20 protein-coding genes are annotated in these 20,771 nt (G+C 65.8%); 11 read left to right on the top strand and 9 right to left on the bottom strand.

Features of this window, described 5'->3' with window-relative positions; genetic code table 11:
• Window positions 1-11 precede the first annotated feature (11 nt).
• From ACFSCT_RS07725 to ACFSCT_RS07745, 5 genes are all read right to left on the bottom strand, one after another.
• Complete coding sequence (locus ACFSCT_RS07725) at window positions 12-815, bottom strand: HpcH/HpaI aldolase/citrate lyase family protein (protein WP_379141593.1); 804 nt, start codon at window positions 813-815, stop codon at window positions 12-14.
• Window positions 809-1,672 carry an HTD2 family dehydratase gene (locus tag ACFSCT_RS07730; protein ID WP_379141594.1) on the bottom strand — a complete coding sequence of 288 codons (864 nt, stop codon included), beginning with the start codon at window positions 1,670-1,672 and terminating at the stop codon, window positions 809-811. The genes ACFSCT_RS07725 and ACFSCT_RS07730 overlap by 7 nt, the downstream gene beginning before the upstream one ends.
• Window positions 1,669-2,823, bottom strand: a complete 1,155-nt coding sequence (locus ACFSCT_RS07735) for a CaiB/BaiF CoA transferase family protein (protein ID WP_379141597.1) — start codon at window positions 2,821-2,823, stop codon at window positions 1,669-1,671. Before ACFSCT_RS07735 ends, ACFSCT_RS07730 begins: the two co-directional genes overlap by 4 nt.
• Complete coding sequence (locus tag ACFSCT_RS07740) at window positions 2,823-3,989, bottom strand: acyl-CoA dehydrogenase family protein (RefSeq protein ID WP_379141599.1); 1,167 nt, start codon at window positions 3,987-3,989, stop codon at window positions 2,823-2,825. The genes ACFSCT_RS07735 and ACFSCT_RS07740 overlap by 1 nt, the downstream gene beginning before the upstream one ends.
• A 131-nt stretch (window positions 3,990-4,120) precedes the next feature.
• Window positions 4,121-5,527 (bottom strand): hypothetical protein, encoded by a 1,407-nt coding sequence (locus ACFSCT_RS07745; protein WP_379141601.1) that lies wholly within the window; start codon window positions 5,525-5,527, stop codon window positions 4,121-4,123.
• 198 nt (window positions 5,528-5,725) lie between these two features.
• Here ACFSCT_RS07745 and ACFSCT_RS07750 point away from each other — a divergent pair, with 198 nt between their 5' ends.
• The 3 genes from ACFSCT_RS07750 (at window position 5,726) to ACFSCT_RS07760 (ending at window position 9,107) form a co-directional block, all read left to right on the top strand.
• The gene (locus ACFSCT_RS07750; protein ID WP_379141603.1) at window positions 5,726-6,733 is read left to right on the top strand and encodes a LysR substrate-binding domain-containing protein; all 1,008 of its coding nucleotides are present in this window, start codon (window positions 5,726-5,728) and stop codon (window positions 6,731-6,733) included.
• A gap of 29 nt (window positions 6,734-6,762) precedes the next feature.
• Window positions 6,763-8,280 (top strand): fumarate hydratase, encoded by a 1,518-nt coding sequence (locus ACFSCT_RS07755; RefSeq protein WP_379141605.1) that lies wholly within the window; start codon window positions 6,763-6,765, stop codon window positions 8,278-8,280.
• A gap of 197 nt (window positions 8,281-8,477) precedes the next feature.
• On the top strand, window positions 8,478-9,107 hold the full coding sequence (locus tag ACFSCT_RS07760; RefSeq protein WP_379141608.1) for a LysE family translocator: 630 nt from the start codon (window positions 8,478-8,480) through the stop codon (window positions 9,105-9,107).
• A 43-nt stretch (window positions 9,108-9,150) separates the two neighbouring features.
• Here the strand turns inward: ACFSCT_RS07760 and rpiB are convergent, their stop codons facing one another.
• The 3 genes from rpiB to ACFSCT_RS07775 all read right to left on the bottom strand — a co-directional run bounded on the left by rpiB (window position 9,151) and on the right by ACFSCT_RS07775 (window position 11,980).
• A complete protein-coding gene (rpiB, locus tag ACFSCT_RS07765) occupies window positions 9,151-9,600 on the bottom strand; it encodes a ribose 5-phosphate isomerase B (protein WP_379141609.1) in 450 nt (149 codons plus the stop codon).
• Between the two features lie 201 nt (window positions 9,601-9,801).
• A complete protein-coding gene (locus tag ACFSCT_RS07770) occupies window positions 9,802-10,806 on the bottom strand; it encodes a TRAP transporter substrate-binding protein (protein WP_379141611.1) in 1,005 nt (334 codons plus the stop codon).
• 262 nt (window positions 10,807-11,068) lie between these two features.
• Window positions 11,069-11,980, bottom strand: a complete 912-nt coding sequence (locus ACFSCT_RS07775; protein ID WP_379141613.1) for a LysR family transcriptional regulator — start codon at window positions 11,978-11,980, stop codon at window positions 11,069-11,071.
• 202 nt (window positions 11,981-12,182) lie between these two features.
• On the opposite strand from ACFSCT_RS07775, the gene ACFSCT_RS07780 reads away from it, so the two are divergent.
• The 8 genes from ACFSCT_RS07780 to ACFSCT_RS07815 all read left to right on the top strand — a co-directional run bounded on the left by ACFSCT_RS07780 (window position 12,183) and on the right by ACFSCT_RS07815 (window position 19,495).
• Window positions 12,183-13,229: an ABC transporter substrate-binding protein gene (locus ACFSCT_RS07780; RefSeq protein WP_379141614.1), complete on the top strand. Its 1,047-nt coding sequence runs from the start codon at window positions 12,183-12,185 to the stop codon at window positions 13,227-13,229.
• 2 nt (window positions 13,230-13,231) lie between these two features.
• Complete coding sequence (locus ACFSCT_RS07785; RefSeq protein ID WP_379141615.1) at window positions 13,232-14,032, top strand: ABC transporter ATP-binding protein; 801 nt, start codon at window positions 13,232-13,234, stop codon at window positions 14,030-14,032.
• 1 nt (window position 14,033) lies between these two features.
• On the top strand, window positions 14,034-14,822 hold the full coding sequence (locus ACFSCT_RS07790) for an ABC transporter permease (protein ID WP_379141616.1): 789 nt from the start codon (window positions 14,034-14,036) through the stop codon (window positions 14,820-14,822).
• Between the two features lie 88 nt (window positions 14,823-14,910).
• The gene (locus ACFSCT_RS07795; protein ID WP_379141617.1) at window positions 14,911-16,263 is read left to right on the top strand and encodes an FAD-dependent oxidoreductase; all 1,353 of its coding nucleotides are present in this window, start codon (window positions 14,911-14,913) and stop codon (window positions 16,261-16,263) included.
• An 11-nt stretch (window positions 16,264-16,274) separates the two neighbouring features.
• On the top strand, window positions 16,275-17,438 hold the full coding sequence (locus ACFSCT_RS07800) for a CaiB/BaiF CoA transferase family protein (RefSeq protein WP_379141619.1): 1,164 nt from the start codon (window positions 16,275-16,277) through the stop codon (window positions 17,436-17,438).
• Window positions 17,435-18,214 (top strand): enoyl-CoA hydratase-related protein, encoded by a 780-nt coding sequence (locus tag ACFSCT_RS07805; RefSeq protein ID WP_379141621.1) that lies wholly within the window; start codon window positions 17,435-17,437, stop codon window positions 18,212-18,214. Before ACFSCT_RS07800 ends, ACFSCT_RS07805 begins: the two co-directional genes overlap by 4 nt.
• 25 nt (window positions 18,215-18,239) lie before the next feature.
• Entirely contained in the window at window positions 18,240-18,587 is a 348-nt protein-coding gene (fdxA, locus tag ACFSCT_RS07810; RefSeq protein WP_379141623.1) for a ferredoxin, read from the top strand.
• Window positions 18,584-19,495 (top strand): dihydrodipicolinate synthase family protein, encoded by a 912-nt coding sequence (locus ACFSCT_RS07815; protein ID WP_379141624.1) that lies wholly within the window; start codon window positions 18,584-18,586, stop codon window positions 19,493-19,495. The genes fdxA and ACFSCT_RS07815 overlap by 4 nt, the downstream gene beginning before the upstream one ends.
• A gap of 220 nt (window positions 19,496-19,715) precedes the next feature.
• Here the strand turns inward: ACFSCT_RS07815 and ACFSCT_RS07820 are convergent, their stop codons facing one another.
• Entirely contained in the window at window positions 19,716-20,609 is an 894-nt protein-coding gene (locus ACFSCT_RS07820; protein WP_379141626.1) for a serine hydrolase domain-containing protein, read from the bottom strand.
• Between the last annotated feature and the right edge of the window lie 162 nt (window positions 20,610-20,771).

The raw sequence follows: 20,771 nt of genomic DNA on the forward strand, positions 1-20,771 counted from the left end.
TATGCCGCCGCTTAATCTACTTGCGCAAGTATGGCGCGGGCGCGGATGCGGACCGGCTCATCGACCATGGCGCCATCGACGGCAACCGCCCCCGCGCCCGAGGCCAGCACCCGTCGCGCCCAGTCGATTTCCTCGGCGGTCGGGGCAAAGGCGCGTTTCACCGGCGCGATCTGCCGGGGATGAATGCACAGCTTGCCCGACATGCCAAGCGCGCGGGCATGGCGGGCGTCGTCAAAGGTGATCGCCGGATCGTCCAGTTGCGCCGTCACCCCGTCCAAGGGCGCCGCGATCCCGGCCAGACGCGAGGCCAGCACCAGTTCGGAACGCACCGGCAGCAGAACCTCGCGCAGGTGATCGCAGCCCAGATCGGCGCAGAAATCAATCGAGCCGAAGGCCAGCCGGACCACCCCCCGCGCCCCGGCGATCCGCCGGGCATCGGCCAGCCCGCGCGCGGTTTCGATCAGCGCGATCACCGGCAGACCCACGCTGTCGGCGACGGCATTCGCGGCGGCCGCATCCTCGGCCTTGGGCAGGATCACGGCGGCGGGTCTCAGCGCCGCGACCGCCGCCAGATCGGCGTCATGCGGCACGGTGCCCTTTGCGTTGATGCGCACGATCACCGGCAGATCGGTGAAATCGACCCGCAGCAGGGCCCGCGCGCTGTCCTTGGCGTCGGGGCCGATGGCATCCTCGAGATCAAGGATCACCGCATCGGCGCCCGAGATCGCGGCCTTTTCAAACCGCCCGGGCTGACCGGCGGGAACGAACAGCGGCGCGCGGATCGCGCCGATCCCCGGGGGTTTTGTCGCTACCATGTGGCTGTCGCCTCCATCGCCACGGGACCACCCTCGGCATAGGCGGTCCACAGTTTCAGCCCGTCACCGTCTTCGGTGGCGTTCAGCGTGAAATCGGCGTCGTCGAACAAGGGCGAAAGACTACGGAAATCGAACCGCGCCGGGCGTGCGCCACGGATTTTCTGGGCAAGCTGCACCAGCATCGTGGCCTGCATCGGGCCGTGGACGATAAGGCCGGGGTAATGCTCGACCGCGCGCAGGTAGGGGGCGTCGTAATGGATGCGGTGGCCATTGAAGGTCAGCGCCGAGTAGCGGAACAAAAGCGGCGGCGAGGGCGTGACCCGCACCCGGTGGCTTCCCTGCGGCGCGGGTTCCGGCGTCCCTTTGGCGGCGTTTGGCGCGTCCTCACCGCGATAGACGATGTCCTGACGCTCCTCCACCACCGCGCGGCCGTTGCTGTCGATGCGATGATCGACGGTGACGAAGCACAGGATGCCGCTGCGGCCCTGTTTCACCACGACATCGCGGATGGTCGAGCGGCGTGTTACCGTTTCGCCGACCCGCACGTCGTCCAGAAACGCGAAACTGCCGCCCGCCCACATCCGGCGCGGCAGCGGCACCGGCGGCAGAAAGCCGCCACGCGCCGGGTGGCCATCGGGACCAAGGCCCGCGGTCGGCGCCGCCGGCGGTGCAAGGCACAGGTGGATCAGCGCCGGTGCAACGGCCCCGTCATACGCGCCCCCGTCAGGTGCCCCGTCACGCGCCGCATCCTCCAGATCGAAGGTTGCGTTGAAGCGATCGACCAGCGCCGCGCCGGCAATTTCGGATCTGACCTCCTCGCGCCCGATCCATTGGCGCAGATGGTCGATGTCGATCATGGCCTCTCCCCCGCGTTTTCCCCGACCGCGTTTTCTTCGGCCGCGTTTTCCCCGACGGCGTTTTCCCCGACTGCGGGAACCGCGCCATAGCTGCGATCCTCGCCCAGAAAGCGCGCGCCGGGCGCGGGATAGCTGACCGGGCCATTGGGCGTCTCGACGGTGATCCGGCGCAGATGCGGGTGGTCATGCAGCCCCTGCATGTCGTTGACGGCGGCAAAGGCGGTATCGGCGGCGATCAGCTTCGCGACGGCCTCGTCGGCGGTCATGCCGGCGAAGGCCTCCGCCACCGCCGCGTCGGTTTCGGCGCGGTTCCGCACCCGCGCCACATTGGTCGCGAAACGCGGGTCGCGGGCCATTTCGGGCCGGCCCATGAAAACATCCGCCAGCTTGGCGAATTCGCGGTCGCTTTGGATCGAGATCAGGATCTGTTTGCCGTCCCGGGTGGTAAAGGCCGCATAGGGCGCGATCGAGGGATGGGCGAGGCCCAGCCGGCGCGGGGTCTTGCCGGCTTCGTGGTTCAGCAGCGGCACCGTCAGCCAATCCGCCATCACGTCGAACATCGAGACCGAGATATGCGCGCCCTCGCCCGTCACCCCGCGGCGGACCAGCGCCTCGAGGATGGCGGCATGGGCCGTCGCCCCGGTCGCGATATCGACCAGCGAAACCCCGACCCGCGCCGGCTCATCCGGGCCGCCGGTGATGGAGCACAGGCCCGATTCCGCCTGTATCAGCAGGTCATAGGCCTTGCGCCCGGCCATCGGCCCGCCCTCGCCATAGCCCGAGATCGCGCAGGTGATCAGCCCCGGATAGTCGGCCGTCAGCCGCTCGGGGCCGAAACCAAGCCGCGCCAGCGCGCCGGGCTTGAGGTTCTGGACCAGAACATCCGCCCCGGCCAGCAACGCGGCCAGACCGGCCTTGCCTTCGGCGCTGGTCAGGTCCAGCACGACGCTTTCCTTGCCCCGGTTCAGCCACACGAAATAGCTGGCCTGCCCCTTGGCGACATCGTCGTAGCCCCGGGCGAAATCGCCTTCGGGGCGTTCGATCTTGATCACCCGCGCGCCGGCATCGGCCAGACGCGCGGTGGTGAAGGGCGCGGCGACGGCCTGTTCGACCGCGACGACGGTCAGCCCTTCAAGCGGCAGCCGGCCCATCAGAACGACCTCGGCAGGCCAAGCATATGTTCGGCGACATAGGACAGGATGAGGTTGGTCGAGATCGGCGCGACCTGATACAGCCGGGTCTCGCGGAACTTGCGCTCGACATCGTATTCGCAGGCAAAGCCGAAACCGCCGTGGAACTGGATGCAGGCGTTCGCGGCCTCCCACGAGGCTTTCGCGGCAAGGTATTTCGCCATGTTGGCCTGTGCGCCGCAAGGCAGGCCCGCGTCATACAGACGGCAGGCCTCATACCGCATCAGATCGGCAGCCTCGATTTCGATGAACGCCTCGGCGATGGGAAACTGCACGCCCTGATTCTGGCCGATGGGGCGGCCGAACACCACGCGCTCCTTGACATAGTTCACCACCCGGTCGGTGAACCAGTAGCCATCCCCGATGCATTCGGCGGCGATCAATGTACGTTCTGCATTAAGTCCGGTCAGGATGTATTTGAAACCTTCGCCTTCTTCACCGATCAGGCTGTCCTCGGGCAGTTCCAGATTGTCGAAGAACAGCTCATTGGTTTCGTGGTTGACCATGTTCAGGATCGGGCGCACCTCCATGCCCGATTTCATCGCTTCCCTGATGTCGACGATGAAGATCGACATGCCTTCGGTCTTTTTCGCCACATCGGCCAGCGGCGTGGTGCGCGCCAGCAGGATCATCAGGTCCGAGTGCTGGACCCGGCTGATCCAGACTTTCTGGCCGTTGATCACCCAGCGGCCGTCCTTTTTCACGGCGGTGGTCCTGATCTTGGTGGTGTCGGTGCCCGAGGTCGGTTCGGTGACGCCCATGGATTGCAGGCGCAGCGCGCCGCTGGCGATCTTCGGCAGGTATTTCTGGCGCTGCTGTTCCGAGCCGTGCCGGATCAGCGTGTTCATGTTGTACATCTGGCCGTGGCAGGCACCCGAATTGCCGCCGGCGCGGTTGATTTCCTCCATGATCACGCTGGCCTCGGTCAGGCCAAGCCCCGATCCGCCGTATTCTTCGGGGATAAGCGCGGCCATCCAGCCGGCCTTGGTCAGCGCATCGACGAATTCCTCGGGGTAACCGCGCGCCTCGTCGATCCTGCGGTGATATTCGTCGGGAAACTGCGCGCAAAGCGCCCGGACGGCGGCGCGGATTTCCTGATACTGGTCGTCTGGGCGATGATGGCGCATGCCTGCCCCTTCCCGGCTGATTGGATCTGTCCACCTTGGGGTAGCGGCTGGTCAGCGATATATCCAATATATGTTATAGATGCGCATTATACCGAAATCATATAGCCGATGCCCCCCGACGAAACCGGCGCCTACAGCAGCAGATAAAGCGCCGTCACCCAAAGCGACAGCACCATCCCCATCACCAGCACATAGCCCCGGTTCCAGACCAGCCCGACATCGCGCGGCGGGATCCCGCCAAGTTGCCCCACCAGCAGCACCGAGGCGGTAAAGGGCGAGGTCGTGCCGCTAAGCGCCCAGCCGGCGGTGATCGCGGTGATCACCACCGCCGGGCTGACCCCCATCGCCGCCGGCGCCGGCAAAAGCGGCAGGATCAGCGAGACGGCGAGGATCGGGTTCATCCCGATCTGCCCGGTCACCGGGATGATCCACACCAAAGCCAGAAGAATGACCAGCGGCGGCACGGCCGCGAAACTGATGCCTTGCGCCGCCAGAAGCGGCACCAAAATGAAATTGCCCAGACTGCCGATATAGGCCGCCATGAACAGCAGCACCATCTCGCCGCGATAGCCGGGCAGTTCCTGCAACACGAAATGGGCCGCGCGCCGCCCGGTATATGCGGCCCGCGTGACGCCGTCCTGTGGGTCCTGAACATAGATCCAGACCAGCGCGATCAGCGGAACCAGCGTGATCACCGCGCCGACGACCGAAACGCCGGTCAGTTGATGCAGCACCGCCACCGCCGCCACGACGATGCTCAGCAGAACCAGCAACGGGCGCAGATTGGTCAGCCAGCGCCCGGTCTCGGCCGCGCGCGGGGGCGGCGGATTGGTCAGTTGCGGCTTGAAGATCGTATCCATCGCCCAGCCCCCGACCATCAGGATCAGCGCGTTGACCAGACAGAACAGCACCGCGCCGCTCCAGCTTGCGCCGGGGACAAGCGCGGTGCTGATCACCATCGAAAACGCCAGCGGCGACCAGCAGAGCGTCGAGATGAAGCCGCGCTGAATGGCGACCAGCATGCGGCGGGTGCGGTGGCGCCGGATCTCGGGGTCCGGCTCGGCCGCGGCGCTTTCCGTCGCCAGCGACCCCAGAAGCGAGATCGCGCCGTAAAGCAGGATCAACCCGAACAGATGCCCGCCGATGGTCAGGGCGACATAGCGCAGGCCGGGGCGCTGGCGGGCCAGAAACCGCCCGCATTCGACGATCCCGGCCGAGGTGATGGCGGCACTTCGCAACGCCACGAGCGCCGTGAACGTGGCAAGGATCAGGCTGCCGCTACGCGCCGCCGCCGCAACGCCGTCGAACCAGTCGCCACGGCTCAGCACCGCCCAAAGCGTCAGCGCGACACCGATGGCGACGAAGATGGCGCGGGAAAAGCGCGCGTTGATGGAAAAGACCGCGACGGTGGCGATACCCAATATGCCGGCCAGCCAGTCGAACAGCGCGGCATCGCTGTATTGCCGGGCGATCACCGCAAGGATGACCCCGGCCGGCAAGACCCCGGCCCATGACATCATCCGCGTCGCCACCCGCATTTCCGCCTAAGCCCTTCGCCGCATTTCCGGTTGTGGCGCGCATCACACCTGCCGACACCCGGCGCCCATGGAAATCCCGCATACGCCCGGGGTTTCGGAATGTCGAATTGGGTTTTGATCGCCCGGTCATAACATTCCTGTATACCGACCCCGGTAATCGCGCTAAGACCTTACAGCCTTTCCGGAAGGTGCGCCCCGATGCTTGATATCCGCCAGCTACGTTATTTCCGCGCCATTGCCGAACAGGGATCGTTCTCGCGCGCGGCGCGGGTGCTGAACGTGGCGCAGCCGGCGTTGTCCCTGCACGTCCGCAACATGGAGGCGGATCTCGGCACGCCGCTTTTGTTCCGCACCCCGCGCGGCGTTCAGCCGACCGAGGCGGGCGAGATCCTGTTGCAGCATGCGCGCATCATTCTGGATCAGGTCACCGTCGCCGAAGAACAGGTGCGCGGCAGCCTGTCCGACCCAAGCGGAGAGGTCCGTCTGGGCCTGCCGGGCACCATCGCCCAGATCCTCGCCGTGCCGCTGATCACCGCGACCCATCAGCGTTATCCCGGGATACGGCTGCGTATCGCCGAGGCGATGAGCGGCTTCGTTCTGGAATGGCTGCGCGATGGCCGCGTCGATCTTGCCGTTCTTTATGGCGAGACGAATGACCACGGCGTTCGGACCGAGGCGATTCTGACCGAGGAGCTGGAATTTTTCGGCGCGGCGCGGGCAAGCGGCAATGACGGGTTGCCGCCGCCGAACGGCCTGCTGCCCTTCGCCACGGCTGCCCGGATGCCGCTTATCCTGCCCGGACTGGGCCACGGGCTGCGCGATCAGCTTGCCCATATCGCGCAGGATCTGGGGGTGGGGCTGAATTGCGTCATCGACGTTGATTCCTATAGCAACATCAAGGGTCTGGTCGCCGAGGGGCTGGGCTATTCCATCCTGCCGCGCAATGCCATCGCGGCCGAGGTGGCGGCCGGAAAGCTGCTCCGCTGGCGGCTGAGCGACCCGCCCATCCAGCGCAGCGTCTATCTTGCCCACGCCACGGGACGACCGGCGACGAACGCGGTTTCGGTCGTGCAGGCGCTGACCCGCAGCATGCTGCACGATCTGGCGCGCACCGGGCGCTGGATCGGGGCGGTGGCGCTGGATGACGCGGATGATGTCGGGGACGCGGATGATGCGACATTGGACACGGCCGCGGATCGGGCCTAATCAATTTCCGAACTGAGCAAGGATCGGCCATGCCCGCCATCACCGAACGCCATGTCATCGACAGCGTGACCGACGCGCTGCAATTCATCTCCTATTACCACCCGCGTGACTTCATTCAGGCGATGGGCCGCGCCTGGGCCGCCGAGCAAAGCCCGGCCGCCAAGAACGCCATGGCGCAGATCCTGGTCAATTCGCGGATGAGCGCGCTTGGCCATCGCCCGATCTGTCAGGATACCGGGGTGGCGAATATCACCGCGCGCATCGGCGTCCGGGCGGAACTCGAGTGGGACCGGCCGTTGCAGGAGATCGTCGACGACGCGGTGCGGCGCGCCTATCGAAGCGACACCAATCCCCTGCGCGCCTCGGTTGTGGCCGACCCGTTCGGACGGCGCGGCAATACCGCCGATAACGCCCCCGCCATGCTGCATGTCGAAATGGTCGCCGGTGACCGGGTCAAATTCGACGTTTCCGCCAAGGGCGGCGGGTCCGAGAACAAGACCAGATTCGCGGTGCTGAACCCCTCGGCCTCGGTCGCGGATTGGGTGGTCGGCACGGTCGAGACGCTGGGCGCCGGCTGGTGCCCGCCCGGCATTCTGGGCATCGGCGTCGGCGGCAGCGTCGACAAAGCGATGGTCATGGCCAAGCAGGCGCTGAACGAGCCGATCGACGTGACCGATTTGCGCGCACGCGGCCCCCGAACGCCCGAGGAGGAATTGCGGCTGGAAATCATCGACCGGGTGAACGCGCTTGGCATCGGTGCCCAGGGTCTGGGCGGCCAGACGACGGTTCTGGATGTCAAGCTCCGCAGCTTTCCGACCCATGCCGCGTCTTTGCCGGTGGCGCTGGTCCCGAATTGCGCCGCCACCCGCCACGTGCATTTCACGCTGGACGGCACCGGGCCGGCGCAATTCGACCCGCCCGACCTGTCCGACTGGCCCGAGCTGGACTTTCGCGACGCTTGGGCCGGCGCGCGCCGCGTGAACCTTGACACGCTGACCCGCAAAGAGATCACCGAATGGCAGCCGGGCGAGGCGATCCTGCTGTCCGGCCACCTGCTGACCGGGCGCGACGCCGCCCATCGCCGGATCGAACAGATGCTGGCGGCGGGCGAGCCTTTGCCGGTCTCGTTCCGGGACCGGGCGATCTATTACGTCGGGCCGGTCGATCCGGTCGGCGATGAGGTCGTCGGCCCCGCCGGCCCCACGACCTCGACCCGCATGGACCGCTATACCGACATGATGCTGGAGAAACTGGGCGTCGCGGTGATGATCGGCAAGGCCGAGCGCGGCGAGGCCACGGTGGACAGCATCGCCCGCAACCGCGCCGCCTATCTGATCGCGGTCGGGGGCGCGGCCTATCTGGTGTCGCAGGCGATCCGCGAAAGCCGGGTCATCGCCTTCGAGGATCTGGGCATGGAGGCGATCCACGAATTCGTGGTGAAGGACATGCCGGTGACGGTTGCCGTCGACGCCTATGGCAGCGCCGTCCACGTCACCGGCCCCCGGCAATGGCGGATGCCGGCAGGCACGGCGGCGGCGGCGCGTTAAGGCGCCGGCACAGCGAACGGGTTAACCGCGTGAAACAGGCCCCAGCCGGCCTATCCCGGCACATTGCGGCTGACTGATATCAGCGCCAGCGGTCGCCGGGTTCCAAAGCGATTGCGTCCGGCAGTTTTGCATCGACTTCCGACGCGTACTGGCTAGCATCGTGGGAAAACCGGCCCCGCATCCCCGACAGGTTTCACATGCCGACCGAGCATCTTCATCATCTGACCCTTGTCTTTGCCGCCTATCTGATCGCGGTCGCCAGCCCCGGCCCCAGCACGATGGCCATCATGGGTACGGCGATGAACCAAGGCCGCGCAAGCGCCGTAGCCCTGGCGCTGGGCGTCGTGACCGGCAGCATGTTCTGGGCGCTTCTGGCGGCAACCGGCATTTCAACGGTGTTGACCGCTTATGCGCAGGCAATCTTTGCCATCAAGATCGCGGGCGGGCTTTACCTGCTTTATCTGGCGTGGAAATCGGCGCGCGCGGCGTTATCGGCTGAACCCGGCCCCGGAAAACCCGCCCCAAGGGCCGGCAGCACCACGCTTTATCGCCGCGGGCTGATGCTGCATCTGTCGAACCCCAAAGCAATCCTTGGCTGGATCGCGATCATGTCGCTGGGCCTGCGCACGGATGCACCGCCATACACCACGCTGGTCATCATCGCCGGTTGCGCGGTCCTAGGCCTGTGCGTCAATCTCGGCTATGCGCTGATTTTCTCGACCGCTGCCTCGGGCAAGGCCTATCGCAAAGCCCGCCGCTGGATCGAGGGCACGCTGGCGGCACTGTTTGGCTATGCCGGTATCCGGCTGCTGCTGTACCGGCCCTGAAGCCGGCGCCGGCCGCACGGGATGCGGCCGGCCACATGGGTGCTTACTGCTCCAGCGCCGCGATCATCTCGACCCGGGTGGCATGGCGGCCGCCCTCGAACTCGGCCGACAGAAAACCGTCGACAATGGCCAGCGCCAATCCCTCGCCCACCACCCGGGCCCCGAGCGCCAGCATATTGGCGTCGTTGTGCTGCCGGATCATGCGGGCGGAAAACGGCTCGCTGCACACACCGCAGCGGATGCCCGGGACCTTGTTCGCGGCCATCATGATGCCCTGCCCGGTGCCGCAGATGATGACGCCGAACCGGCAATCCTCGGATGCCACGCGCTGCGCCGCCGCCGCGCCGTGCTGGGGATAGGGGGTGCTTTCGGGCGTCGTTGGCCCGATATCGACCGCCTCCCAGCCAAGCGCGTTGATATGGGTGGCGATGGCGCGGCGCAGGGCTATGCCCGCATGATCGCTTGAAAGGACAACTCGTCTGTTCGCCGTCATTGCAAAGATCCCAAAGTGAATTTGGCGCAGGTTTACCGCGATATTCACCGCCAAGACCAGTAGGCGCGCGGGGAATCGCGCGACGGGATCTCTGGCGCGGTGCGGGGTTGGAATGCCTGCCCGCGCGCGCGTGTGAAAAACGCGCGTATGAAAAAGGGGATACGCCGCACGCATCCCCTTCGGCCGTCATGAATTGCCGGATTACTGCGTGCCGAGCGCCTGATAAGCCTGTTGCAGCAATTCCGGGCCGATCCGGTCCGCCATCTTTTGGTGGACCGGCTTCAGGACCTTCAGCCACGCCTCATGCTCCTCGGGCGTCATCTGGTGGAACTCGGTCGTGCCGGCGGCCTTCATCGCCTCGAGTGCGGCCTTGTTTTCATCCTCGGCGATGCTGTTGGCGTATTCGGTCGCCTCGGCCATGGCTTTTTCAAGCTGGCCGCGCACGTCGTCGGGCAAGCCGTCCCAGAATTTCTTGTTCACGATCACCGCGTAACCGATATAGCCGTGGTTCGAGATCGTGCCGTATTTCTGCACCTCGTTCACGCGCTGGGTATAGGTGTTCGAGGGGGTGTTCTCGGTCCCGTCGACAACGCCGGTCTGCAGCGCCTGATAAACCTCGGAGAAGGCCATCACCTGCGGCACCGCGCCCAGCGCCTCCATCTGCGCCTCGAGGATCTTCGAGGACTGGATGCGCATCTTCAGACCCAGAAAATCATCTGGGTTAATGACCGGGGAATTGGCGGTCATGATCTTGAAGCCGTTGTCCCAATAGGCCAGCCCCTTGATGCCCTTGTCCTCCAGCGTGGCCAGAAGGTTCTTGCCGACCTCGCCCTCGGTGATCTTGCGCAGGTCGTCACGGTTCTTGAACAGCATCGGCAGGTCGAACAGCTCGAACTGCTGCGCGCCAAGCGGGCCGAACTTGGCCAGCGACGGCGCCAGCATCTGGACCGAGCCGAGTTGCAGCGCCTCAAGCTCTTCCTTGTCCTTGTAAAGCTGGCTGTTGGGGTAAACCTCGACCTTCACGCGGCCGTCGGTGTATTTCTCGGCCAGTTCCTTGAACTTGTCGGCGCCCTTGCCCTTGGGCGTGTCCGGCGCGACGACATGGCTGAACTTGATGGTGATCTCCTGCGCGGCGGCCGGCAGCCCGAAACCAAGCGCAACGGCCGCGGCGCCTGTAACGGCGGTAAAGCGACGACGGGTCAGCATGTATTTTTTCCTCCCTAGATGCCACCGCGACGGGCGGCGGCGTAAAAGCGCGGCAGCCCGCGCACGGGCCCGCCGATGGCCAGGCATATCCGCCGGTGGCGCGGGTATCGGCCCTGTCATCAGGGCATGGCACCGCAAGGGAGATAGTGCCAATATATAGTTTCTATTCGACGTATAACGGATTTATATGCACCACGGCCCGGCCCGCTGAACACCGCCAGCCGATCGGGCCCGCGATCGCGCCCGCAGCGGGCAACCGGCGTCAGTTCTGAAGATCGACGCTGCGCAACTCGGTTTCGACGGCGCGGATAAAAAGTTGCTTTTCCGGGGAAATCCCCTGCGCCGCCGGGGTCAGCATCCCGATCTTGTATGAGGCCAGCGCCGGCACGTCCAACTGGGCGAATTTCAGTTTGCCGGCCGCGACCTCATCGACAAAGCCGATCTTGGTGTAAAGCCCGATCGCCTCGCCGGCCAGAATGGCCTGTTTGGCGATCATCAGCGCGTTGGTGAACAATGTCGTGGTCAGTGTCGATGCCGCTGCGCTGACCTCGTGGTCGATGATCGAGGTATAGCCGCGCGCGTCCATGGTGCGGACCAGCCGGAACCCGCGCAGGTCCTCGATCGAGACCCGGGTGCGCTCGGCCAGCGGGTGATCGGGCCGCATGACGATGCCGAATGGGGTCGGACGTTCGGCATGGGCGCGCAGGTCGGGATGCACTTCTTTGGTGAAGCTGATGCCGATGTCGCATTCGCCGCTGAGCAGGTCATTGGTGATGTCCTTGGGCAGCGCCACGGCCATCGACAGCGAGATCCCGGGATTGGCGCGGGCAAAGCGGACCATCGCCCGGGGCAGCAGCGTGAAGGTCAGCGAATCTATCGACTGGATGCGCAGATGGCCGGTGCGCAGCGCACGCATGTCGTCGATCTCGGACCGGGCCCGCGCGAAATCGTAAAGCGCGCGCCGGCAATGCTCCACCATGATGCGCCCGGCCTCGGTCAGTTCAACCCCGTCGGGCGAGCGGTGGAAAAGCTGGGTGCCCAGTTCCTCCTCGGCCTCGATCAGGCGCCGGTTCATCGAGGTCGAGGTGACGTTCAGGACGCGCGCCGCCTTGCGGATGGACCCCTGCCGGGCGATTTCGTCCAGTTCGCGCAGTATCGGGCCGTGAAGCGGCATGGCGGTGTTCCTGCCCTGAGAAGCGCAGCATCTGCGCCAATTTCAGGCGGTGCAATTTTTGCACCACTGTTGAGCGATATTACCGCTTCGCGTTCCGCCCAACAACAACTTATCATGTCCGAATTACGAGGTCGGGCCCATCGCGTCCGGGGGAGAGCTGACGCGAGCGCCAACCCGCAACAGGGAAAAGGGAAGCCAGCCGATGAACCAGCCGAACACTAATCTCATGTCTCGTCGTTCACTTCTGGGCCGAGGGTTTGCACTTGGCGCGCTTGGGGTCGGAGGCGCGATGATCGGCGTCCGCCCGGGCTTTGCGCAGGACCTGACCGAGGTCAAGCTTCAACTGGGCTGGCTGGTCACGAACGGCTGCATCGGCGAAATCGTCGCCCAGAGCATGGGCTATTACAAGGAACAGGGGCTGAACCTTACCATTACCCCGGGCGGCCCGAACATCGACGGCGTGGCGGCGGTCGCCTCGGGTGCCGCGAACATGGGGTCGATCTCGTCCAGCCCGTCGCTGATGCTGGCGCGCTCGGAAGGGATTCCGGTCAAATGCGTCGCCACCGGCTATCAGCAGCACCCGTTCACCTATTTCTCGCTGGCCAAGAACCCGGTGAAAACGCCGCAGGACATGATCGGCAAGAAGATCGGCACCAACGCCACCGCCAAGATCCTGCTTCAGGCGCTGCTGGCCAAGCACAACATCCCCGAAGATCAGGTCGAGGTCGTGGTTGTCGGCTCGGACGTCGGGCCGCTGCTCAGCGGTCAGGTCGATGTGATCACCGGCTGGCAGACCACCGTCGCGCTGACCGAGGCGATGGGCGCCGACCGGGTCGAGATGCGGCTGTGGGATCAGGGCGTCCAGCTTCTGGCCAACCCCTATTACGTCACCGACGACACGCTGGCGAATAATTTCGATGTCGTGGTCAAGATGATCAACGCCGGGTCGCGCGGCTGGGGCTGGGTCTATGAAAACCCCGAGAAAGCCGTCGACATCATGGTCGAAGCCTATCCCAACATGGACCGCGACAACGAACTGGCCGCAATTCCGATGGTGCTCAAATACGTGTTCAACGCGCAGACCGCCGCCAATGGCTGGGGCACGATGACGGCGGAAAACTGGCAGGCCCAGATCGACGCCTATAACGCGCTGGGTCAGTTCCAGGGCACGGTGCCGACGGTCGACGACGTGATGACGCTGAAGGTTCTTGAGGCGACCGCCGATGTGCGGCCGAAGCTGGGGTCGTGAAGATGATGGCGCAAGACGTATCCGCACAGGACCGCACCGCCCTGCCCCTTGCGGCCGAGATCCGCAACGCATCGGTCCGTTTCGGCGATTTCACCGCCATTCAGGACCTGTCGCTGGATATCGGCAGCGGCGAGTTCTGGACCATCCTCGGCCCCTCGGGCTGTGGCAAGTCGACGCTGCTGCGCGTGGTCTCGGATCTGGTGCCGGCCGCTTCGGGCAACGTGCAGGTGTTCGGCAAGGAAACCGCCGCCGCGCGGCTGGCGCGCGAATTCGCCTTTGTGTTTCAGGACGCTTCGCTGCTGCCCTGGCGCACGGCGCTGCAGAACGTCGAACTGCCGCTGGAAATCGGCAAGCGCGGCGGCGTCAAGATCCAGCGCGGCCAGTGGACCCCGCGCGAATTGCTGGAGCTGGTCGGTCTGAAGGGGCGCGAGAACGCGCTGCCGGGCGAGCTTTCCGGCGGCATGCGCCAGCGCGTCGCCATCGCCCGGGCGCTGGTCAGCCAGCCGAAGCTGCTGTTGATGGATGAGCCGTTCGGCGCGCTGGACGAAATGACCCGCGACAACCTGAACATGCAGCTTCTGGACATCTGGCGCGAAACCGGGGTCACGGTGATGTTCGTGACGCATTCGATCTCCGAGGCGGTGTTTCTTGGCCAGAAGGTGCTGATGCTGCGCGCCAACCCCGGCCGGCTGCGCGAAATCGTCCCGATCGACCTGCCCTATCCGCGCACGCTGGGCCTGCGCGATGCGCCCGAGTTCACGCGCTATACCGCCCGGCTGCGCGCCCTGCTGGAGACTTGCTGAGATGACCATGGTTCAGGATACCGTCACCCCCGCACGCCGCCCCGCGTTTTCCCCCCGCCTGCAAAAGGCGGTGATCCCGATCGCCACCGTCGTCGCCATCGTGGTGATCTGGGAACTCGCGGTCCGCATCTTCGCGATCCCGCCCTATATCGCGCCCGCGCCTTCGGCGGTGGTGGCCGAGATCGGGGCGAAATGGCCGCAGCTTTGGGCGAACTTCCTGCCGACCCTGTTCGAGGCGGTCGCGGGCTTTCTGATGGGAAATCTGGTCGCCATCCTGATCGCCGTGGCCTTCGTGCATAACAAGACCGTCGAGCGGGCGTTCTTTCCGCTGGCCGTGTTCATCAACACCATCCCGATCCTTGCGATCGCGCCGATCCTCGTGCTGATCTTCGGCACCGGCATGAGCACCAAGGTCATCATCGCGGCGCTGATCTGTTTCTTCCCGACGCTGGTCAACATGGTGCGCGGCCTGGAATCGGTGCCGAACCAGTCGCTGGAACTGGCGCGAATCCTGTCGGCCAGCAAATCCGAAGTGTTCTGGAAAATCCGTCTGCCCTATTCGCTGCCCTTCCTGTTCGCGGCGCTGAAGATCGCCGCCACCACCTCGGTCATCGGCGCCATCGTCGGCGAGTGGGTGGGATCGGACCGCGGGCTTGGGGCGCTGATCCTTGATGCGACCTTCAACTTCCGGGCGCCGCTTCTTTACGCCGCGGTGCTGATGTCCTCGGGGTTGTCCGTGCTGATGTTCGCAGCCGTGGCGATCACCGAACGCCTGACCGTACGCTGGTAGGGCCCGACCGGCCCGCCACCACCGAAATCCCTGCCGCGCGCGCCCTGCGGCGGCCCATGATTGGAGATGCTCAGTTATGTCCGAGCGCATGAACACTTATGTCCTGTCGAAATCCGAACAGGTTCCCGTAATCGGCCATTCCGACGTGGTCGTGGTCGGCGCCGGGCCGGCCGGTCTGACGGCGGCCGTCTCCGCCGCCCGGAACGGCTGCAGCGTGACCTTGCTGGAGCGGTATCACCATCTGGGCGGCATGGCCTCGGGCGGCATGGTTCTGGTGCTGGACGACATGGTGAACATGGGCACCGAAGTCGTGACCACCGGCATCGTGTCCGAATTCGTCGACCGCATGGCGGCGCAGGATGGCGCGGTCTATCCCCCGGCCGAGGATTGCGTCCGCAACTGGGACATGTGGCAGAAATGGTCGCGCTGGGGCTGCATCAACTTTCACGAAACCGGCATGCCGCAAAGCATCCTGCACGCCGTCGCCTTCGATCCCGACTGCTGGAAGCGCGTCAGCCTTGATCTGGTGCGCGAGGCAGGCGTGAACCTGCGCACCCACAGCTGGTTCTCGGAAGCGATCGTCGAGGATGGCCGCATCAAGGGCGTGATCTGCCAGACCAAGCTGGGCCGTCAGGCGATCATGGCCGACATGGTCATCGACGCCTCGGGCGATCTCGACGTGGGCGTTTCGGCCGGCGCCGAATACATTCAGGGCCAGTATATCGTCACCACCGTCTTCCGGCTTTGCGATGTCGACACCGATGCGGCGCAGGCCTTCGAATATGCCGAGCCCGAGCGTTACAAGCAGCTTGACCGTCAGGCGCGCCGGATCATCGGCGGCGCATGGGGTATGTGGTGGCTGAAGACCCCGCTGCCCGGCATCGTCTGGTGCAACTGCCCGCATATGCCCGATTACGACGGGCTTTCGCCCGAAGGTATGGTCGCCGCCGAATACGAAGGCCGCGAGCGGATGATGAAGCTGCTGGCCTTCGCCCGCGAAAACCTGCCGGGGTTTGAAAACGCCAAGATGCTGGGCGCGGCCGAGCAGATGGGCATCCGCCAGACCCGGCTGCTGAAGGGCGAATATGTGGTGACCAAGAAAGACGTGACCGAGCGCCGTTACTTCGCCGACACCGTCTGCCGTGGCCGCGACTATTACACCCCCTACCGTGCGCTGCTGCCGAAGGGCATCGACAACCTGATCGTTGCCGGACGGCATTACTCGGTCGACAGCGATGCGCAGAAATCCTCGCGCGAGATCCCGCCCTGCATGGTGCAGGGCGAGGCGTCGGGCGTGGCGGTATCGCTGGCGCTGAACGCGGGAACGGCCCTGCGCGATGTCGATGCGCGCGCCATTCAGGCCCAGATGCGCGCCCAGGGCGCCGATCCCGGCGACATCCCCTCGGCCAACGCGCTGATCGAGCCCGAGACAGTTTCTTGAAGGATAGTTACATGACCAATCAGTCCCTGCCGCTTTCAGGCATCCGCGTTCTTGATTTCACGCAAGTCATGATGGGCCCGAGCTGCACCCAGATGCTGGGCGATTTCGGCGCCGACGTGATCAAGGTGGAACGCCCGCGCGAGGGTGACCTGTCCCGCGCCTTCTACTCGGATCCGACCGAAAAGGGCATGAACAACGCCGTTTTCTCGTCGCTGAACCGCAACAAGCGCTCGATCGTCGTCGACACCAAGACGCCCGAGGGGCGGCAGATCCTTCTGGACATGATCCCCCAGATCGACGTGGTGGTCAGCAACTTCCGCACCGGCGTGATGGAGCGGATGGGCCTTGGCTATGACGCGCTGTCCAAGATCAACCCGCGGATCATCGTCGCCTCGGGCTCCGGCTATGGCGAAACCGGCCCGCATTCCCACAAGGGCGGTCAGGACGTGCTGGCGCAGGCGATGACCGGCGTGATGGAGAAAACCTCGTCCGAGGACATTCCGAAGTCGATCTATCCCACCACCCTGTGCGATTATTCGGCCGGCATGCATATGGTGCAGGGCATTCTGGCCGCCCTGCTGGCGCGCGAGAAATCGGGCCGCGGGCAAAAGGTCAGCGTGTCGCTTTACGACAGCATCATCGCGATGCAGATGCAGGAAGCCGCGCAATGGTCGGTCCACCGCGAGATCCTGAACTGGGCCGCGATGCCGCTGACCGGGGTCTTTGACGCGACCGACGGCGCGCTGGTGATCGTGGGCGCGTTCAAGCCCCACCCGCTGCGCGACATCTGCAAGGCGCTGGAAATCCCGGACATGTCCGCCGATTACCCGAACCTTGCCGCGCAGCGCAAGAACAAGCCGTTCCTGCAAAAGACCTTTGCCGACCAGATCGCCACCAAGCCGCGCGATTACTGGCTGGAACGGCTGGAGGCCGAGGATCTGCTTTGCGCGCCGGTCCGCTCGCTTGCCGATGCGCTGGCCGATCCGCAGACCCGCGTCAACGACATGCTGCTTGAGGTCGATCACCCGGTGCTGGGCCAGATCACGCTTGTCGGCTCTCCGGTTCATCTGTCCGACGCGCCGGTGACGGTCCGCCATGTGCCGCCGAAGCTGGGCGAACACACCGAAGAGGTTCTGGCTGAATTCGGCATCCACGAACGCGAAGGTGCCCTGTGACGGTCGAACTTGCCATCCGGGACGGCGGCGTCGCCCGCGTCACCATCGACCGCCCCGAGCGGATGAACGCGGTCGATGCGGCGACCGAGGCGCGTCTGGAAGAAATCTGGCGCCAGATCGAGGCCGACGCGGATCTGCGCGTGGTCGTTCTGACCGGAGCGGGCGAGCGGGCGTTCTCGGCCGGGGCGGACATGAAATCGGGCAGCGGCCGCAGCGGCATGGATTATTGGGCGACGCTGAACCCCAACGGCTTCGGCGGCATCGGCATGCGCCGCAGCCTGAAGATCCCGGTGATCGCGCGGGTGAACGGGCTGGCGCTTGGCGGCGGGTTTGAAATGGTGCTGGGCTGCGACATCGTAATTGCCGCCGAGGACGCCCGCTTTGGCCTGCCCGAGGCGAAGGTCGGGCGCCTGCCGCTTGACGGCGGCATGATCCGCCTGCCCCGCCAGATCGCCCCGCGCATCGCCGCCGGGCTGATGATGACCGGCCGGATGCTGCCCGCGCCCGAGGCGGCGCGGCTGGGGCTGGTGAACGCGGTCGTGCCGCGGGCCGATCTCGATGCCGAGGTCGATCGCTGGGTCGCCGACATCCTTGCCTGCGCGCCGCTTTCGGTCCGCGCCATCAAGGAAATCATCACCGAGACCGCCGACATGCCGCTGACCGCCGCGCATGGCGCGCGTCTGCCGGAACTGATGCGGGCAATGAATTCCGAGGATTCCGACGAGGGCGTGCGCGCCTTCAACGAAAAGCGCCCGCCGGTCTGGCGTGGGCGCTGACTGACGCGGGGAGGGGCAACGCGGCATGACACTGGTCATCAAATCGGAATGCATCGACGTCAAGGACGGCGCCTGCACCCGCGTCTGCCCGGTCGACTGCATCTATGAGGGCGGCCGGATGTTCTATATCCACCCGGTCGAATGCATCGAATGCGGATTGTGCGAGACGATCTGCCCGGTCGATGCGATCCGCTATGACGACGAGTTGGGCGACGAGGCGGAATTCGCCGCTATCAACCGCGACTATTTTCAGCTGACCGGACTGGGCGAGCCCGGGGGCTGGTCGGCCGAGACCACCACCGACAAGGACCATCCGACCGTCGCGGCATGGCCGGCGACAGGCAAAACCGAACCGAAGGAAAAAGCATCATGATCAAGGGCGTCATCGCCGCCGTTCCGACCCCGGTCGACCAGAATTTCACCCCGCTGCGCGACGCCTTTGCCGAACATGTCCGCTGGGCGCTGGACAACGGTTGCGACGGGTTGAACATCCTTGGCACCACCGGCGAGGCGACCAGTTTTGGCCGCGACGCGCGGCTTCAGGTCATGCGTTGGGCGACCGAGGCCGGCGACGTGAACCGGCTGATGGTCGGAACCGGCACGCCGGCGCTGTCCGAGACCATCGCCCTGACCGAGGCGGCCGACGATCTGGGCTATCCGGTGGCGCTGGTCCTGCCGCCCTATTACTTCAAACCCGGCAACCATGCCGGGCTGGTCGACTGGTACATGGCGCTGGACCGTGCGCTTGGATCGCGCCGCATTCAGGTGTGGTTCTATAACTTCCCGCAGATGACCGGCATTACCCTCTCGCCCGAACTGGTTGCCGAACTGCATGACGCGCGGCCCGGACGTTTCGGCGGCATCAAGGACAGCTCGGGCGATCTGGATTATTGCCGGGCGCTGGTCGCCGCCATGCCGGGGCTGAAGGTGTTTCCAAGCGCCGAGACCGCGCTTGGCACCGCCGATTCCGACCGTTTCGCCGGCTGCATCTCGGCGACCGTGAACCAGACCGCGCCGCTGGTCCAGAAGCTCTGGCAAGGCCGTGGCGCCGCGCCGCAGCCGACCGAAACCGTGGGCCGGATCCGTGGCGCCATCGCCGGCGCCGGGCTTATTCCGGCGATCAAGCACCTCATCGGGCGCCGCACGGGTCGCCCGGAATGGGATAATGTCGTGCCGCCGCTGGTGGCGCTTGATCAGGCCACCAAGTCCGGCCTTGACGCCCTCGCCGCCGAACTCGCCGCAATTCACGCGGATACGGCAGCGGCGCCCGTCGCCGGCTGAGGCGACCCGCGACCGGCCCGGCTGCCGCTTTTACGCTTGCCTGCCCCGCTGTCCCGCAATGGGCGACGGGGCGCTTTTCCGCACCCGCATCCGGCTGAGCCGGGCGTCACGACCCGGGCGACCCTCGCTTTTACGCCCGCCTGCCGCGCTGTCCCACAACGGGCGGTGGGGCGTTTTTTCGTGCCCACCGCCCGCATGCCCCGTCACGACGCCGGCGGTATCAGCCGTCCCGCGCCAGCCCGGCCGCCGCCCATTCGGCCGCGCCCTCGTCCCGGCCTTCGGCGAAGCTGGCCACCGTCGCGGGCGGATCCTGATCGGGGAAGTGATAGACCGCGCATGCGCCAAGCGGGCCGCCGCCCGTATGCCCGACAGCCCGCCCCGCCGCGCCGAACCGGCCGCTCATCAGGCCAAGCGCATAGCCGCATTCCGTCCATGGCCGCCCCGGGATGGTACCGCCCAGCGGCTGGCGCACCAGCATCTGCCGCAGGGTTTCCGTACCGACGAGCCGCCCGGCGAACAGCGCGTGCAGCAGCCGCGCCGCATCTGCCGCCGTGCCGATCAGGCAACCATGATAGACCCAGCCCGGATCATAGCTCGGCGCGCCAGACCAAGGGACACGGGCGAATTGCGCCTTTGTGGTGGCAAGCGTGATACCATCCAGCCCGGGGATGTCGCGGGTCAGGTGGGCGAGAAGCTGCGCAAAAGACCGGCCCGAAGCAGCCTCGATCAGATCCAGCGCAAGCATGTATCCGATGTTGGAATAGGACCAGCCCGCGCCCGGCGGAAACAGCAACCCCTGCGCCATTGCGGCGCTGAAAACCCGGTCTTTCGGCCATGGCGCGTCCCCATTCGCAACCGCGCGATGGTATTCCGGCAGGGTGGCGTAATCCGGCAGGCCGGCGGTATGGTTCAAAAGCTGGCGCAGCGTGAACCCCTGTCCGGGCAGCGGCGCGTCAAGTTCAACCACGCCCCGCTCGGCCAGCCGCAGGACGCAAATCGCGATCACGGTCTTGGTAAAGCTCCAATAGGGGAAAACCGGCGCCCCGTCGCCGCGGGCGGCTTTGGGTTCCGGGCCCGTGATCCGGCAGGAAATGATGCCTCGGCCGTTGGTCATCCCGCCTGTTACCACGGGCGGGCAATGCGCCGCAAAGGGCACGCGCACCCGTACGCCTACCGGTCGAACCGCGATCCTTCCCCGATCCATGCAGCGCCGCGCGCCTTCGGCTTGACAGAACCGATCAGAGCGGCCAAGTCGCTGTCAGCGTCCGACGAAATG

It is taken from the genome of Paracoccus pacificus (assembly GCF_042680785.1).
In the GTDB taxonomy this organism is placed as follows: domain Bacteria; phylum Pseudomonadota; class Alphaproteobacteria; order Rhodobacterales; family Rhodobacteraceae; genus Paracoccus; species Paracoccus pacificus.